We start from the raw sequence: 16,624 nt of genomic DNA, 5'->3' as shown, positions 1-16,624 counted from the left end.
CACATGCAGCCGGGCACCCCGGAGGTCCTGACGTTGTCTGCAGTGCTGGTGCGCGACGCCGCCGGACGGATCCTTTTGGTCCGGAAGCGCGGCACCACCAAGTTCATGCAGCCCGGCGGAAAACTTGAGCCCGGCGAATCCTTCAGCGCGGCTGCGGCCCGGGAAATGCAGGAGGAACTGGGCCTGTTGGTCTCAGAGGCGGAGCTGGAAGTCCTCGGCGACTGGTACGGCCCTGCCGCCAACGAGGAAAACACCTTCATTGACGCCGGCCTGTTTGCTTATACGCTGCCCGATTCCGACGGCGATCCAGTCCGCGAGCCGGTGGCTACCGCCGAGATCGAGGAACTGCTCTGGATGGATCCGGCACAGGCGCTTCAGCGCGACGACATTTCCCCGCTGCTCCGCGAGCACATCCTGCCGCAGATGCTCGCCGGGGCCTGAGCCCGGCGCCTAACCGGGGCGCCGCGCACGACCCCTACACCCGACGCCCCTACACTCGACTCAATCCTCCGCCGAGAGTAGAGGCCGCGCCGCTTTCAGCGCGCCAAAGCAGCACGATCGCGACGATCGACGCTGCAAAACCTCACAACCCCTACACTCGACGAGCACTCGATGCGGCACTATCACTAGGAATCCGGCACCCGAAAGTTCGGCGCCAAGGCTTTGGCGCCCGGAAGTCCTGCTCCCGGGCGCGACATCCTAGTCGAGCTTTTCCGACGCCTCGAGCCACTGCAGTTCCAGGTCTTCCTGATCGGCGGCCAGCGACTGCAGCTTAGTATTCAGCTCGGCCAGCTGTTCAAAGTCGGCCCCGCCGGGCTTCTCCGTGGCGGTGGTCATCTGTGCGTTGACCTTCTCCAGCTGCTGCTTCAGTTTGGTCATCTGCCGGTCGATGCGGGTCAGGTCCTTCTTGGCAATCCGCTTCTCGGCCTCGGAGGAACCCGTAGCCACAGCCGTCGCGACTGAACCACCGGAACCCGGACGCGAGGACCCGGCCGCAGCGGCACGTGCCGCCTGCGAGGATCCGCGGGCCGCCGTCGACGCCGAAGAGTTTGCCACCAGGGCTGCGTTGCGCAGCTCAAGGTACTGGTCCACGCCGCCGGGCAGGCCCCGCAGCTTGCCGTCGCCGAGCAGGGCCATCTGATGGTCGGTGACGCGCTCCAGCAGGTACCGGTCGTGCGAGACCACCACAAGGGTGCCGGGCCAGCCGTCCAGGACGTCCTCCACAGCCGCCAGGGTGTCCGTGTCCAGGTCGTTGGTGGGCTCATCGAGCATCAGCACGTTGGGCTCACCTACGAGCAGTCGCAGCAGCTGCAGCCGGCGGCGCTCACCACCGGAGAGTTCGCGCACAGGAGTCCACTGGCGCTGGGCGTTGAAGCCCAGCTGCTCCACAAGCTGGCCGGCGGAGAGTTCGCGGCCGCCCACGCTGAAGACCCGCTTCTCGTTCTCGATGACCTCGATGACGCGCAGGTCCGCTACCTCGTCGAGTTCCTTGACCTCCTGCGTGAGCACGGCCGTCTGCACGGTGGTGCCGCGCTTCAGCCGGCCCTTCGTCGGCTCGATTTCGCCGTTGAGCAGGCGCAGCAGCGTGGTCTTGCCGGCGCCGTTGACGCCCACCAGGCCCAGCCGCTCCCCCGGTGCCAAACGAAGCGTGATGTTTTTGAACAGCTCGGTGTCGCCCAGGGTCAGAGACACGTCTTCCAGGTCCAGCACGTCCTTGCCCAGGCGGGCGGTGGCCATCTTGTTCAGCGACAGGGTGTCCCGGGGTTCGGGCACGTCAGCAATGAGGTTGTTGGCCGCCTCAATCCGGAACTTGGGCTTGGCGGTGCGGGCCGGGGCGCCGCGGCGCAGCCAGGCCAGTTCCTTCTTGACCAGCTGCTGGCGCTTGCCCTCCACCACGTTGGCCATCCGGTCACGCTCGGCGCGGGCCAGCACGTACGCCGCGTAACCGCCGTCGAACGGATCAATCACGGCGTCATGGACTTCCCAGGTACGGGTACAGATTTCGTCCAGGAACCACCGGTCGTGGGTGACTACCAGCAGGCCGCCGGCATCGGAGCGCCACCGGTTCTTCAGGTGCTGGGCCAGCCAGGCTACGCCTTCCACGTCCAGGTGGTTGGTGGGCTCATCAAGCATCACGACGTCGTCGTCACCGGTCAGGAGCTTGGCTAGGGCCACGCGGCGCTTCTGCCCGCCGGAGAGCGAGGAGACGGAGGCGTTCCAGTCCACTTCCTGGATCAGGCCGCTCATCACGTCGCGGATGCGGGCGTTGGACGCCCACTCGTAGTCGGCGGCGTCGCCCACGATGGCCTGGCCCACGGTGAGGTCGCCGTCGAGCACATCGGACTGGTCCAGGTAGCCAACGGCGACGTCGCGGCGGCGGGTGACGCGGCCCTCGTCGGGCGTCTGCCTCTCGGCCAGCAGGCGCATCAGGGTGGACTTGCCGTCGCCGTTGCGGCCGACGACGCCAATCCGGTCCCCCTCCTCCAGGCCCAGGGAAACCCCGTCCAGGATCGTGCGGGTGCCAAAGGAAATGCTGAGGTTCTCAGCACCAAGCAGGTGTGCCAATCGGTACTACTTTCTTGTGATGTCAGTGATGGTGGAAAGGATGGGAAAAAGTCAGCCGACGACGGCGGGCAGCAGCCGGGCGCCGGAAACCGGCCCCTCCACGGCGAGGGCGCGGTGGCCCTCGGCCCGCAGTGCCGCCTCCAGCGCCGTTGCCGCACCGGAGTCCTCGGCCAGGAAAGCGATGGTGGGTCCGGAGCCGGACACCATGCCGGCCAGCGCGCCGAGGCGTACGCCGGCACTGCGCAGGTCCGCCAGTTCCGGAGCCAGCCGGAGCGCTGCGGCCTGCAGGTCATTGGACATAACGGCTGCCAGGTCCCGTGCATTCCCGGAGCGCATGGCAGCCAGGATCGCCGAATCCACTTCGACGGGTTCCTCGGCCTGCAGCTGTTCCTCCGTGCGGAGGGCATCGAGGGCGCGGTACACCGCCGGTGTGGAGAGCCCGGAGTCGGAGGCAACCAGCACCCAGTGCAGCGGTGTCTTGGAAATGGCCGGAGTCAGCCGGTCCCCTATTCCCAGCCCGACGGCGGTGCCTCCGAGCAGTGAAAAGGGCACGTCAGCGCCGAGGCCGGCGGCGATGCCCGCCAGCTCTTCCCGGGACAGGTGGGTGTTCCACAGGGCGTCGCACGCCACCAGTGCCGCCGCGGCGTCGGCTGAGCCGCCGCCCATGCCGCCGGCCACCGGAACCCGCTTGGTGATGTGCAGGTGGACTCCGGTGGGTTTTTCCGCGAAACTGGCCAGGGCCTGGGCAGCACGGGCTGCCAGGTTGTCCGGCCCCAGCGGAATACCACCTACGGGCACCTGCAGGGCGCCGTCGCTGTCCACCGTGACGGTGATGCCCGGGCTCTCGGTGACAGTTGCCTGCACCTCTTCGAACAGCGACACGGCCAGGTAGACGGAGGCCACACCGTGGTAACCGTCGGCCCGGAGGGGGCCGACGCGCAGGGACACATTAATCTTCCCCGGGGCGCGGACGCGCACGGACGCGGGTGCTGCCGGCGGGGCCTGTGCGGATGAAAACTTCGCTGCGCTCATATCTTCCAACTTAGAGGAAGGGCGGTCCCCGCCGTTAATGCGGCCATCACCGCGGCTGCGGGCAACGGCGTCGCTGATGGGCTGCTTACGGGGCCGTTGCGCCGTCGGCCGGAGCTCCGGCGCCCTTGGACTCGGCGATCCTGGCGAAGGCATGGATATCGATGACCTCGCCGCGTGCGCGCGGATCGACACCGGCGGCAACAAGCGCATTTTCCGCCTGAGCCGGGCTGCCTGCCCAACCGGACAGAGCGGCGCGCAAAGTCTTGCGGCGCTGGGCAAACGCGGCGTCAATCACGGCGAAGACCTCTTCGCGGGTGGCGGTGGTGGGCAGCGGGTCATGGCGGGTGAAGCCAACCAAGCCGGAGGCAATCTTGGGAGCGGGCCAGAAAACATTCATGCCGATTACGCCGGCCTTACGCATGGTGGTGTACCAGGCGGCCTTCACCGAGGGCACGCCGTAAACCTTGGACCCCGGAACGGCAGCCAGCCGGTCGGCCACTTCATCCTGCACCATGACCAGGCCGTGCTGCAGGGAAGGGAAGCGCTCGAGCAGGTGCAGCACTACGGGCACCGCCACATTGTAGGGCAGGTTGGCCACCAGCGCGGTGGGCTCCACCGGCAGTTCGGTGATACGCATGGCATCGCCGAGCACCACATGGAGCCGGTCCGCCTTCTCCGGACGCCAGGACGCCACCGTTGCCGGCAGCCGCTCAGCCAGGACAGGATCGATTTCGACGGCGACCACGGACTTAGCCGCGTCCAGCAGTCCCAGCGTGAGCGACCCCAGACCGGGACCAACTTCCAGCACCGTCTCCTCAGGGCCCACGCCCGCAGCTGCGACAATCCGTCGGATGGTGTTGCCGTCAATGACGAAGTTCTGGCCGAGGGTCTTGGTGGGCCGCACTCCCAGCTCGTCAGCCAGGGCGCGAATGTCAGTGGCTCCGAGCAGCGGTTTAACCGGTGGGCGGGAAGCGGAGGGGGATTCAGTCACTCAGCAATACTAGCCGAGCGGGCATCTGTGACCCGGGCGCCGCCTCGGCAACAGCCTGCCCGCCATGCGTTGACCAGCTGAGACTTTTTGGGGCGTTCTAGTCAGGCCAGTTCCCCACATATACAGCCGCCAGCAGGTTGCATGCAGTCGCGTTCATCGCGTTTCCTTTCCAGAATGGGCAAGCACTCTGCCGCCCCTGAAATGCGGTCGGTAGCATTCCTGACGAGGCACCCTCCAAGTGTCCCGCAGTGCGAGATCGGCGGATATCACCATGGGCAAAACATTCGGAAATCTACTGGCATTAGTACGGAAAGACCGGCGCCTGACTCAGGAAGAGCTGGGCGGCGACGTAGTGGGGGCCCGCGATGTGTCGCTGCTGGAAAAAGGCAGGCGCGAGCCGTCCGGCGGAGCGCTCAGGTTCCTGGCTGAACGGCTCTGCGCGGTGCCCGGTTATCCTCCGCCGGCAGCCGGAACAGACAGCCGTGTTTTCCTGGAGTTCACCGCAGCACAGGCCTGGGATGAACGTGATTACCGGGCCGCGCGCCGGCATTGCCTGTTTGCCGCAGACGCGGCACTGGCCGACGGCGATCCCCGGGGATGGTGGGAGCTCACCTTCATGGCCGCCGGCTGCCTGCGCAGGCTGCACGATTATCCGAGCTGCCTGGCGGAAGCGGAAATGCTCGCGCAGCACGCGCTGGCAGCAGAAGGCCAGCCGCTGCGCCCACAGGCCGAGATTCTGCTGGCAGCAGCCTGCCAGGGTTCCGGACGGTTACCCGACGCCGTCCGGCACGCCCGGCGTGCACTGGAACTGGGACTGTCCCTGCGCCTTGACGCGGAGCACCTCATCGAGGCATATCTGTTGCTCATCGCCGCGCTCTCAGAAAGCGGGCTGCTGGAGGAAGCATGGGGGCACTGCCAAACCCTGGTGATTCCGATGCTGGAAGCGGCCACTGATCCGCAGACGGCGGGAAAGGGGTTTTGGGCGGTGGGAAACGTCGCCTTCCGCCGGGGAGATGTTGCCACCGGCCTCCGCCACCATGCCAAAGCTGAATCCCTGCTGACGCCGGATGCGGATCTGGAAGTATGGGCCGCGTTTAACCGCGCATCGGCGGCCATGCGGCTGGCCGAAGGACTGCACGACGCCGCTACCAGCGACTGCATGACCCACGCGGAAACCGCACTGTCAGTGGTTGGCGCAACCGAGGAAGAGGTACTGGAGAACCTGCACAGCCGAGGGCGGTGGCAGCAGCTTTTGGGCCAGCATGAAGCCGCCGTCCAGATCCTGGCGGACGTCTACGGCCACCGCGAGGTGCTCTCCCCGCAGGGCGCGGCCGAGGTGGCCCTGCATCTGGGGTTGAGCCGGGCCGCCCTGGGAGGGACCCGTGAGGCGGTGCAGCTCCTAAACGACAGTGCCGCCGCCTTTTACGCGGCGGGGGCGCTGGACCGGGCCAGCCACGCTTCCCGGCTGGCGGACCGGGCACGGTCCGGAGCTCCGGTGGGATTAAACGAAAGGACCGGGGCCTGATAACAGGTCCCGGTCCTGCCAAAATCACTGCTGCTTACCGGTGCTGCCCTACGCGGGCCGGACCGGCTGGGTCAGAGCAGCCCGAGCTTGGCGGCGCAGGCCGGCCAATGGCCCCAGCCGCCGTTAGCCCGGAGCTTTTCCGCTACGGCGATCTGCTGCTCGGGGGTTGCCCCGGCTGCAATCGGGGCATACTGCCCGCCGCCGGCGCCGAGCCAGCTGGAGACACTGAACTGCAGCCCGCCGGAGTACCCGTTGCCGGTGTTGATGTGCCAGTCTCCGCCGGATTCGCACTGTGCCAGCGCGGACCAGTTGCCGCCTGCCGGAGCGGTTCCGCCCGGGGAAGCCGCTGCGGGAGCAGGCTTGGCTTCCTTCTTCTTGGTGCCCACGGCAATCTTCGCGGCCACGGGCTGTACGGACACGGTCTCGCTCACCAGGGTGCGGCTCACTTCACGGCCGTCCACCAGCATGGTCTCGAAAACCGTGACCTTCTCGCCGGGAGTTCCCTTGACGGTCACCTTCTCCTCGCCCTCGTAGAGGTTGGAATCAGGCACCTCGGTGGTTTCGAACGGCACCGCTTCGGTCACCGTGTCTTTTTCACCGGCCTTCACGCGGGTGATCTTCAGCGCCATGCCGTTCACAAGGGCAGCTGTCTGGGGAGCTGAAAGCCTGTCCGTCGGGGCCAGCGTGATGCCGGCTTCATCCAGCAGTTCGGCAACGCTCTCCGCCGTGGTTAGACGGTTATAGGAAGTACCGTCCAACACCATGGTGACGGTTTTCGGAGTGGAGATCGACAGAGGATCGTCCAGTCCGGTCAGCGCGGTCTCCAGCGAGGCGGAGACGGCTGAATTGGAGGCGACCCGGAGCTCGGACACCAGGTCTGCAACGGTCTGGCCGGTGGTGCTCACGGTTTGGTTTTCACCGTCCAGCGTCAGGTCAACTGTCTTGGCCTTGAAGACTTCAATTGTGGTCCCGTCAGTGACTTCAGTGGCCAGATCGGGGCTGACCCGGTCCGCCGCACTGACCTGGACATCGGCCTTTTGCAGAACTTCGGCCACGGTTCCGCCGAAGGTCTTGACGTTGCTGCTCTGGCCGTCGACGCTTAAGACAACGGACTTGTTGGTGCCCACAAAGGCCACCAGTCCCAAAATCAGGGCGACCATCACAACGGCCTGCCCGGTCAGTTTTACCCCACGCCTCACGAGTGCATGTGCCACGGAATCCCAAACGTTCATAGTTTCCGGGCACGGGGATCAGGGCGCTTGGCAGCCGATGCCCCCGAATCTCACGGGGCGACTGTGCGCAGGCAAGGAACCGCTGCCGCAACCGGGCACAGGTGTAGCCCAAAGCCTCAAACGACTTGTGCGCACAACTGTTCACAGGACGGTGTGTGGTCCGATATCAGTTCCGGTGCCTTCCCCGACCCCGGCTAATAGGTCCCTACCGTAATCGAACCGTGACCTGAGGGCAACCTGAGGTTTTTGGCGGTCCAAGTGGTTCGGCAGCCAATGTGGAACCGCTCACAGGGCTGCTAGTCCCACAAACCGTAAACGCGAACCGTGTTCTCCACCAGTTCCGTTCCCAGCTCGGACAGGTCCGCCCCGAGTTCCGCTGCCATGAAACGGACCGTGTAGGGCACCATGTAGCTCGCATTGGGCCGGCCCCTGAACGGATGCGGAGTCAGGAAGGGTGAATCCGTTTCCACCAGCAGCAGTTTGCGGTCCGCCACGGCGAGCGCCTCACGGAGGTTTCCTGCGTTCTTGAACGTTGCGGTCCCGGCGAAGGACATGTACCAGCCGTTCTCGTTGCAGATCCCGGCCAGGTCAACATCGCCGGAGAAGCAGTGGAAGACCACCTTCTCCGGAGCGCCTTCCTCTTTGAGCACACGGACCACATCGTCGTGGGCGTCGCGGTCATGGATCTGCAGGGCAAGGCCCAGCCGTTTGGCTATGTCAATGTGCCGGCGGAAAGCGTACTGCTGGCGTTCCACGCCGTCGGCCGCGGTGCGGAAGTAGTCCAGCCCGGTCTCCCCGATGCCGCGCACCCGCGGATGCCGGGCCAGTTCTTCGATTTCCGCAAGCGCTGCCTCCAGCGTTCCTTCGGCGGCCAACACGGGCGCATCGTTGGGGTGGATCGCCACCGCGCCCAGCAGCCGCGGTTCCTCGTCCAGCACCTGCACGGTAAAGCGGGAGGACTCCAGATCCGTGCCCACCTGGACGGCGCCGCGGACCCCCGCAGCCTGCGCGGCGTCCATCGCCGCCCGGACCGTGGCCGTGCCGGCCTTGCCCGGGGCAAAGTCTAAATGTGTATGGTTATCAATCACCGGGACCGGAAGCGGTTCCGGACCCGGAGGATAAGGTTTCCCGCTGCCGGACTCGAAGTCCAGATATGCTGCTGGGATTTCCCCCGGAACGTAACCACTGTCATTGCACATGTCTTTAACCCTAAGCGAGCTTGTAACCTGTACTCACATGCGGCCGCAGCCAAACCGGCGGAAGGCCGCAACATCGCAGACCGGATCCTTGCCCTGGATCGCGCTGCGATTCCCCGAGGCTTGGAAGGTATCCATGGACGCTCGACATCCAGCTGCAGCCACCGCTCCTTTTACCGGAAACTCATCCGGCGCGGCGGTCCCCGGTCAACCGGCTGCTTGGAATCGCGCGGGCGAAGCGGGCGCAGCAAAGGTCACGGTCCAAGGTGCGCAGGCCTTCCACGACGCCGCCTCGAGCATTCTTTCCGCTGTCAATACGGTGATCGACGGCAAGGAGGAAGCAGCCTCGCTGGTGCTGACCGTCCTGCTCGCCCAGGGGCACGTGCTGTTGGAGGATGTGCCCGGCGTCGGCAAAACCCTGCTGGCCAAAACTCTGGCGCGCACCATCGACTGCTCGGTGACCCGGATCCAGTTCACGCCTGATCTGCTGCCCTCGGATGTCACCGGAGTGTCCATCTACAACCAGGATGCCCACCGGTTCGAATTCCGCCAGGGCCCGATCTTCGCGAACATCGTGATCGGAGATGAGATCAACCGTGCCTCCGCCAAGACCCAGTCCGCCCTGCTGGAGTGCATGGAGGAACGGCAGGTCACGGTGGACGGCGGCACCTACCGGCTGGCGGAGCCCTTCATGGTGGTGGCCACGCAGAATCCGATTGAGATGGAAGGCACCTATCCGCTGCCCGAAGCCCAGCGCGACCGGTTCATGGCCCGCATTTCCATGGGCTACCCGGATACAAAGTCAGAAATCGAGATGCTGGAAACGCATCAGTCCACGTCGCCGCTGGACCAGATTGCCGCCGTCGTCGACGTTGGCGAAATTGCCGCCATGACGGCCCGGGTGCGGGACATTTTTGTCTCCTCCGCGGTCAAGGAATACACGGTGGCCATTGGCCAGGCGACGCGCGAGCACACGCATCTTCGCCTCGGAGCCAGCCCCCGGGCGCTGCTGCAGCTGCTGCGTGCAGCCAAGGCGCACGCAGCCCTGGCGGGACGGGACTTCGTGCTGCCGGACGACATCTCGCACCTAACCGACGCCGTCCTGGCCCACAGGATCATTCTTGACCGCAAGGCAGCCAGCTCCGGCGAGACGCCGTCGGGCCTGCTGGCGCACCTGCTCTCCCGCGTTCCTGTTCCGCGAAGCCCCGCCGGCGAACGGATGCGACGCTAGCCCGGAGCCGACTGTCCGCGGCAACACCCCGGCACCACCACTTGTGGGAAGGCTCCATGGAATTCGCAAGCACCGCCAAGCTGCTGACACCGCGCGGCTGGGGCCTGGTCCTGGCCGGAGCCGCCGCACTGCTGACAGCCCAGGTCATGGGCCGCCGCGATGTGCTTGTGCTCGCCGTATTTCTCCTTGCGCTGCCGCTGCTGGCTGCACTGGCTCTGCGGATGGTCCAGCCCGTCTTTGACGTGGAGCGCAGCTTCAGCCCGGTCACGGCGGAGACAGGCGTTCCGGTCCGGGTGGTCCTCTCGCTGCGCACTCCCCGGCCAGTCCGGCAGAGCGGCCTCATGCGGGAGGGGCTGCCGCTTCGCTTCGGCCAGAGTCCGGTGTTCCGCTTTCCGGCGCGCTTCCCCGATGCCGACGGCGCCAGCACCTACGAATACCAGTTGCGTTCGGCGCGGCGCGGCATGTTTCCCATTGGACCGGTGACCGCCGAATTCTCCGATTTGTTTGGCCTGGCCCGGCGGATGCACACCCTCGGAAGGACCGATCCGCTGGTGGTTTCCCCGTCGCCGCAGGAGCTGTCCACCTCCGCAATGGGCGGCCCGCGGGGAACTGAGGGGTCCGTTGCCAGTCCCCTCCGCGGCAGCCCGAGCGAAGACGATGTGTCAACGCGCGAGTACCGCTCCGGTGATCCGATGCGGCGGGTTCACTGGCCCGCAACCGCCCGGCACGGCGAACTGATGGTCCGGCAGGAGGAACCCGTCACCTCCCCCAGCGCAACGCTGCTGCTCGATGCCCGCGAGTCCTGTTATGCAGGCGGGGCGGGATCCACACCATGGATGGAGCCGGCCGGCGGTAACGGATTGTCCACCTCCGAGTCCTTCGAATGGGCGGTGACAGCGGCTGTGTCCGAGGCCGCCTATTTGGTGGACCACGGCTATTCCCTTCATCTCCTGGATGCGTATGCCCGGCCCGGCCTCGCCCGTTCCCCTTCAGCCCCCTATCCCCCGCAGCGGGATTTCAGCGGACCGGGCGGCCTGCAGGACCTTGCGGACGGCTTGGCGGCCTTGGAACTGGACTCCCGGCCGCCCGACCGGCAGGTGGACGCGGACGTGGGCCGTGCCCCCGACCGGGCGCGCGGGCTCCGGAGACCCGGTGGAGGTCACGGATCCGGCGGGGCGCATGCACTGGGTGCGCCCCGCGGGACCGGCGTCGCCGGCGGGCCCCGCAGCCGGGTGCCGGGAACGGATCAGTTTCCGGGCGAGGGCAGGAAGGCTGCCTTCGGCGACGCACTCATGGATTCGTTGTCCCAGCGCCGCCGCGGCCCCCTGCTCGCGGTCCTGGGGCGATTGAGCGCCGACGACGCCGCGCGGCTGGCGCCGGCTGCGGACTATGCCTCCCGGGCATGCGCCATCTTGGTTACGGACAGACTGCAGGACGCGGGGCCCGCTCTGGCCGTGCTGCGCGACGCGGGCTGGGAAGCCATTGCCGCGACGCCCGAATCAGATCTGGCGCGCACCTGGGCAGCCTTCGGAGCAGCCTCTGCCGTGCCTGTTCCGTCAACCCCGGCGCGGGAGGACCGTTCATGACCGCCACGCTGTCCCCCAGCTCCACCGGTGCACCGTCCGGAGCTCCGCCCGCACGGCCCGCGTCCCCCCAACGGCCGCCCTGGGACTGGGCCGGAGCGGCGGCCAGCAGCACCGCCGTCCTGCTCTGCAGCCTTAGCCTGCACGGGGTCTTTGACGGTTGGAGCTGGCTTCCGGCGCTGGCCCTCACCACTGCGGCGGTGGTTGCCGCCATGGCAGCGGCCCGCCGGTTCCGGTTTCCCACGGCCCTGGTGCCGGCAGCGGGCCTTGCCGCCCTCGCCGTCGTCCTGACCTGGATGTTTGCTGCCTCCACGGCGCTGCTGGGGCTGCTGCCCACGGGGGCGACCGTGCAACGCGGCGGTCAGCTGATCAACGAGGCCCAGTCGACCATCATGAATCAGGTGCCGCCGGTACTTGCCGATCCCGGGATTGTGTTCATTGCCTGTCTGGGCACCGGGCTTATCGCCCTGCTGGTCGACACGCTGGCAACCACGCTGCGAATGCCCGCGGCGAGCGGCCTGGGGCTGCTGTCACTGCTCATTGTTCCCGCCGTGCTAAAGCCCGAGAGCATTGGATTTTTCCCCTTCATTCTGGCCGGCGCCGGCTATTTGGTGATTCTGGCCACCGGCTCGTGGCAGGAACAGCCGCGCAGCGCCGGGGACACCGCACGCCGGCCGCCGCGAAGCCAGATGGGCACTGCGGCCGGGATCGGCGCAGCCGCCCTCGTGGTCGCGCTAAGCCTGCCCGCAGTTCTTCCGGGATTCACCCAGGGAACCTTCCCGCAGGGCTCAAAGCTGGATATCTGGACCGGGCAGTCGGGCTTGAACCCGGTGGTGGCACTGGGCAACGACCTGCGCCAGCCCTCGGCATCGGGGCGGATTCGCTACGCGACGGATTCCGGGCAGTCCGTCTATCTGCGGTCAACCACGCTGGAGGACTTTTCGGGCCGGCGCTGGGCGCCGGACCTGCGCGAGGACAGCCGCCGGGCAGGGTTGCAGGACATGACTCCGGCAGAAGACAACCAGGCGACGGGCGGCGCGTCGGAAGTGACCACACAGATCAGCTCAGAGACGTATTCCAGCCCCTGGCTCCTGGCACCTTACGCGCCGGTGCGGGTCTTCGGGGCCGTCGGTCCGTACAGCTGGGATCCGCAAACCATGACGGTCATCTCCGGGGAAAACCGCGGGAACGCACGGCTGGACTACCAGGTGCAGAGCCTGGCCCTGAACCCGTCACCAACCTCCCTGCAGGCGGCGGAACCTGTGTCCGACGGCGCCGTGGACCCCATCTTCACTTCGCTGCCGGATAACCTGCCGGCAACCATCCGGGACGCCGCCAGCGCCGCCACGGCGAGCGCCAACGGCCCGTATGAGGCAGCCATGGCAATCCAGGCGTACCTGCGCGGACCCGACTTCACATATTCCCTGGAAGCCCCGGTGGAGGGCGGCTATGACGGCAACGGCATTGACGTCCTTGACCGCTTCCTGCAGGAAAAGTCCGGTTACTGTGTGCATTTCGCCGCCGCCATGGCCGTCATGGCGCGTGAATCCGGCATTCCCAGCCGCATGGCCCTGGGATTTGCCCCGGGCCGGTCCACCGGCAACACCGTCACGGGTGACCGGGGCCAGGAGCTGCGGGAATACGAAGTGGATTCCCGTGACGCCCATGCCTGGCCGGAACTGTATTTCGACGGCGTGGGCTGGGTCCGGTTCGAACCCACACCGTCGCGGGGTTCTGTCCCCGCGTACGCGCTCTCCCCCCGTCCCGATACTGCCCCGGCCGCAGACGATGACCGCGACCCGCAGAACCTGAATCCTGCGGTTCCCGGTCCGGCTGCATCGCCCTCCCCCAGTGTGTCCGCCCCGGCCGCCGCGGCACCTGCGGAGCCGGCCGAAGCCCGGGCCGGAAGATATGCCGGAGTGACGCTTGCACTGGCAGCGGCCGCAGCCGCGCTGCTCAGCCCCTGGGCACTGCGGCGGCGTAGGCGCAGCATCCGACGGCATGCCCTTACGGGACCTGACCTCCAGGAACGCACAGCCGGTTCCGCCCGGCACGGCGGCGGCCCGTCCGGGCATCCGGAGGGACCGGCTGCCCTGGCCTGGGACGAGGCGGCGGACACCGCCGTGGACTATGGCTATCTGCCGCGCAAGTCCGAGTCCCCGCGGGCCTACGCTCGACGGCTGGCGCACGACGCCGGGCTGCCGCAGGGATCCGCCGCCGGCCTGGAGAAGCTTCGCGCAGCTTACGAGCACGAGGTGTACGCCGCACCCGGCGCCGGCTCGCCGGATTCCGCCGGCGCTGTGGCCGGCCCCGGAAGCGGAGCCGGGGCCGGGGCAGCCGAAGCCGGTGCCAGGGCCGGGGAGCCGGCGGCGGAACGCCGGACCGCACTGTGGGCAGATGTCACTGCCGTGCAGGAAGGATTCGCTGCCTCCGCTTCCCGCGCAGCCCGGCTGCGGGCACGCTTCTTCCCGGCGTCACTGGCCTCGCGCTTCCGCCGCTGACCGAACGAGCCGCCGGGACAGAAGTGGGCGGCGGTGCCGAACTAGCCGGAGGTTCCCGAACTAGCCGGCGGTTCCCGAACTAGCCGGAGGTTCCCGAACTAGCCGGCCGTTCCCGAGCTAGCCGGCCGTTCCCGAGCTAGCCGGCCGTTCCCGAGCTAGCCGGCCGTGGGATCGGCGATGCCGACGTACTGCGTGTAAAGGTACTCGTCGATGCCCTCGGCGCCGCCTTCGCGGCCGAGTCCGGACTGCTTGACTCCGCCAAAGGGAGCCGCGGCGTTGGAGACCACGCCGGCGTTGAGGCCAAGCATGCCGGTCTCCAGCTTCTCCCCGATCCGCAGGCCGCGGTTCAGGTCCTCGGTGAAGACATAGGCCACCAGCCCGTACTCGGTGTTGTTCGCCAGCGCCACGGCTTCCTCTTCGGTGGAGAAGGTGACGATCGGTGCAACCGGACCGAAGATTTCTTCCTGGAGGATGCGGGCATCAGGAGCCACGTTCTTCAGCACGGTCGGCTGGTAGAAGTAGCCCGGACCGTCCACCGCTGCGCCGCCCACTACAGCCGTAGCACCGCCGTCGACAGCGTCCGTCACCAGGGAGTGGACCTTGTCGCGGGACTTCGCGTCGATCAGCGGGCCGATCTTGGATTCGTCCTCGGTGCCGCGGGCCGTGGTCATGGCGCCCACCTTGGCCGCGAACTTCTCCGCGAATTCATCGGCAACGGACTCATGCACAATGAAGCGGTTCGCTGCGGTGCAGGCCTCGCCCATGTTGCGCAGCTTGGCTGCCATGGCGCCGGCCACGGCCTTGTCCATGTCCGCGTCCTCGAAGACCACAAACGGGGCGTTGCCGCCGAGTTCCATCGAGGTGCGCAGTACCCGGTCCGCGGCGTCACGGATCAGGCTCTGGCCCACGGGCGTGGAACCGGTGAAGGAGACCTTGCGCAGGCGCTCGTCCTTCATGATCGGGCCGGTGACCTCGCCGGCGGAGGTGGTGGAGACCACGTTCAGGACGCCGGCGGGAAGGCCGGCTTCAACCATGACAGCGGCGAAAAGCTGGGATGTCAGCGGGGTGAGCTTGGCGGGCTTGAGCACCATGGTGCAGCCGGCTGCCACCGCGGGGGCGATCTTGCGGGTGGCCATGGCCAGCGGGAAATTCCAGGGGGTGATCAGCAGGCACGGGCCCACCGGCTTCTTGTTCACCATCAGGCGGGACTTGCCGTCCGGGGACATGCCGTAGCGGCCGGAGATGCGGACGGCTTCCTCGGAGAACCAGCGCAGGAACTCGGCGCCGTAGGTGACCTCGCCGCGGGCTTCGGCCAGCGGCTTGCCCATTTCCAGGGTCATCAGCAGGGCAAAGTCCTCGGCCCGCTCGGTGACCAGTTCAAAGGCGCGCCGCAGGATTTCCCCGCGTTCGCGCGGTGCCGTCTTGGCCCAGGAATCCTGCGCCGCAGCGGCGGCGTCCATGGCCAGAGCACCGTCTTCAGCGCTGGCGTCGGCAATGCTCAGCAGCACCTTGCCGGTGGCGGGGTCTTCAACGTCGAAGGTTGCTCCACCTGAGGCATCCCTCCACTCCCCGTTGATCAACAGGCCGGTGGGGACCTGAGCCAGCAGTTCGGCTTCGCGGTCAGCGGTAATACCCATGGGATGCCTCCAAAGATTGAACGTCACAGCCCGGGCCGGAAAGCCCGTCTTCTGCGTTCACCGTATGCTCGGGCCGAACTGCCTGTAAATACGGAAGTGCACCACGTAACGGCCCTCACACTGTGCAGTTGGCCAAAACAACAGTTCCCGAGACTCTGATTCCCGGGTCCGTTCGGGTGCCGGCGCACACGTTCCCACTCTGTGTTGCCTCCTGTGGCGCATGAGGTCTCAGGAGGCAACACCAGCCCCAGAGAGTGGGAACCAGTGCGCGGGCAGGCGGGCAGGAGTAGCCGCGCGGGAGCCTAGCCGCGGGCAGCCAGCACCGCGGAGTACAACTCCCGCTTGCTGATCCGTGCGTCCTCCGCAACGGTGGCCACGGCGTCCTTGAGCCGCGCACCCTGGGCCACGAGCCCGTTCACGGCAGCAACATGGTCTTCGGGCAGTTCGGGGGGAGCTTCACCGGCACCGGCGACGACGACGGCAATCTCGCCGCGGATCTCGGACGTCTCGGCCCATTCCAGCAGTTCGCGCAGCGGGGCGCGGAGCACCTGTTCGTGCAGTTTGGTCAGTTCGCGGGCGACGGCGGCCCGGCGGTCACCGCCGAAGGCTGCGTCCAGAGCGCGGAGCATCGGCTCCAAACGGTGCGGAGCCTCGAAGAACACCATGGTGCGCTGCTCCCCCGCCAGCTCGGACAGGCGCGCGCTGCGCTCCCCGGCTTTGCGGGGCAGGAAACCCTCAAAGCAGAACCGGTCGGTGGGCAGGCCGGACAGCGCGAGAGCGGTCAGGACCGCTGAGGGGCCGGGAGCCGCGGTGACGGTCAGTCCTTCCCGGGCGGCGGCCTCCACCAACCGGAAGCCCGGATCCGAGACGGCGGGCATGCCGGCGTCGGTCACCATCAGCAGGGTGGCACCGCCGCGCACCATTTCCAGCAGGTCCGCGGTGCGGGTGGCCTCATTGTGCTCGTGGTAGCTGATGATCTTGCCGCTGGTGGTGATCTTCAGGGCGGAGACCAACCGGTGAAGCCGGCGGGTGTCCTCGGCGGCGATCACGTCGGCGGTCTCCAGCAGTCCGATCAGCCGGTTGGTGGCATCACCCATGTTGCCGATGGGAGTGGCGGCCAGAACAATCTGG

12 protein-coding genes are annotated in these 16,624 nt (G+C 67.3%); 5 read left to right on the top strand and 7 right to left on the bottom strand.

Annotated elements, in window-relative coordinates:
- Nucleotides 1-3: 3 nt before the first annotated feature.
- Complete coding sequence (locus ABIB35_RS02755; protein ID WP_354178795.1) at nucleotides 4-441, top strand: NUDIX hydrolase; 438 nt, start codon at nucleotides 4-6, stop codon at nucleotides 439-441.
- A 258-nt stretch (nucleotides 442-699) separates the two neighbouring features.
- On the opposite strand, the gene ABIB35_RS02750 is transcribed toward ABIB35_RS02755, so the two are convergent.
- The 3 genes from ABIB35_RS02750 to rsmA all read right to left on the bottom strand — a co-directional run bounded on the left by ABIB35_RS02750 (nucleotide 700) and on the right by rsmA (nucleotide 4,588).
- The gene (locus tag ABIB35_RS02750) at nucleotides 700-2,565 is read right to left on the bottom strand and encodes an ABC-F family ATP-binding cassette domain-containing protein (RefSeq protein WP_354178677.1); all 1,866 of its coding nucleotides are present in this window, start codon (nucleotides 2,563-2,565) and stop codon (nucleotides 700-702) included.
- A 51-nt stretch (nucleotides 2,566-2,616) separates the two neighbouring features.
- Nucleotides 2,617-3,597: a 4-(cytidine 5'-diphospho)-2-C-methyl-D-erythritol kinase gene (locus tag ABIB35_RS02745; protein ID WP_354178675.1), complete on the bottom strand. Its 981-nt coding sequence runs from the start codon at nucleotides 3,595-3,597 to the stop codon at nucleotides 2,617-2,619.
- Nucleotides 3,598-3,682: 85 nt separating this feature from the next.
- On the bottom strand, nucleotides 3,683-4,588 hold the full coding sequence (gene rsmA / locus ABIB35_RS02740; protein ID WP_354178674.1) for a 16S rRNA (adenine(1518)-N(6)/adenine(1519)-N(6))-dimethyltransferase RsmA: 906 nt from the start codon (nucleotides 4,586-4,588) through the stop codon (nucleotides 3,683-3,685).
- A 271-nt stretch (nucleotides 4,589-4,859) separates the two neighbouring features.
- On the opposite strand from rsmA, the gene ABIB35_RS02735 reads away from it, so the two are divergent.
- Complete coding sequence (locus ABIB35_RS02735) at nucleotides 4,860-6,113, top strand: helix-turn-helix transcriptional regulator (protein WP_354178672.1); 1,254 nt, start codon at nucleotides 4,860-4,862, stop codon at nucleotides 6,111-6,113.
- A 71-nt stretch (nucleotides 6,114-6,184) separates the two neighbouring features.
- Here ABIB35_RS02735 and ABIB35_RS02730 read toward each other — a convergent pair whose 3' ends face one another.
- Together ABIB35_RS02730 and ABIB35_RS02725 are read right to left on the bottom strand one after the other, a co-directional pair.
- Nucleotides 6,185-7,273, bottom strand: a complete 1,089-nt coding sequence (locus tag ABIB35_RS02730) for a resuscitation-promoting factor (RefSeq protein ID WP_354178671.1) — start codon at nucleotides 7,271-7,273, stop codon at nucleotides 6,185-6,187.
- Between the two features lie 368 nt (nucleotides 7,274-7,641).
- Nucleotides 7,642-8,544 (bottom strand): TatD family hydrolase, encoded by a 903-nt coding sequence (locus tag ABIB35_RS02725; RefSeq protein WP_354178669.1) that lies wholly within the window; start codon nucleotides 8,542-8,544, stop codon nucleotides 7,642-7,644.
- Nucleotides 8,545-8,677: 133 nt separating this feature from the next.
- On the opposite strand from ABIB35_RS02725, the gene ABIB35_RS02720 reads away from it, so the two are divergent.
- Genes ABIB35_RS02720 through ABIB35_RS02710 form a run of 3 tightly spaced genes read left to right on the top strand, consistent with a single transcriptional unit; the run spans nucleotide 8,678 to nucleotide 13,856 of the window.
- Nucleotides 8,678-9,772, top strand: a complete 1,095-nt coding sequence (locus tag ABIB35_RS02720; RefSeq protein WP_354178667.1) for an AAA family ATPase — start codon at nucleotides 8,678-8,680, stop codon at nucleotides 9,770-9,772.
- A gap of 56 nt (nucleotides 9,773-9,828) precedes the next feature.
- Nucleotides 9,829-11,358 (top strand): DUF58 domain-containing protein, encoded by a 1,530-nt coding sequence (locus ABIB35_RS02715; protein ID WP_354178665.1) that lies wholly within the window; start codon nucleotides 9,829-9,831, stop codon nucleotides 11,356-11,358.
- The gene (locus ABIB35_RS02710) at nucleotides 11,355-13,856 is read left to right on the top strand and encodes a transglutaminase TgpA family protein (protein WP_354178664.1); all 2,502 of its coding nucleotides are present in this window, start codon (nucleotides 11,355-11,357) and stop codon (nucleotides 13,854-13,856) included. Before ABIB35_RS02715 ends, ABIB35_RS02710 begins: the two co-directional genes overlap by 4 nt.
- Before the next feature lie 155 nt (nucleotides 13,857-14,011).
- Here ABIB35_RS02710 and ABIB35_RS02705 read toward each other — a convergent pair whose 3' ends face one another.
- Nucleotides 14,012-15,493 carry an NAD-dependent succinate-semialdehyde dehydrogenase gene (locus ABIB35_RS02705; RefSeq protein ID WP_354178663.1) on the bottom strand — a complete coding sequence of 494 codons (1,482 nt, stop codon included), beginning with the start codon at nucleotides 15,491-15,493 and terminating at the stop codon, nucleotides 14,012-14,014.
- Between the two features lie 302 nt (nucleotides 15,494-15,795).
- A complete protein-coding gene (gene rsmI, locus ABIB35_RS02700) occupies nucleotides 15,796-16,620 on the bottom strand; it encodes a 16S rRNA (cytidine(1402)-2'-O)-methyltransferase (RefSeq protein WP_354178793.1) in 825 nt (274 codons plus the stop codon).
- Nucleotides 16,621-16,624 lie beyond the last annotated feature (4 nt).

The sequence above is a fragment of the Arthrobacter sp. UYP6 genome, from assembly GCF_040547315.1.
In the GTDB taxonomy this organism is placed as follows: domain Bacteria; phylum Actinomycetota; class Actinomycetes; order Actinomycetales; family Micrococcaceae; genus Arthrobacter_B.
This window is presented reverse-complemented; position numbering and strand designations above follow the sequence as displayed.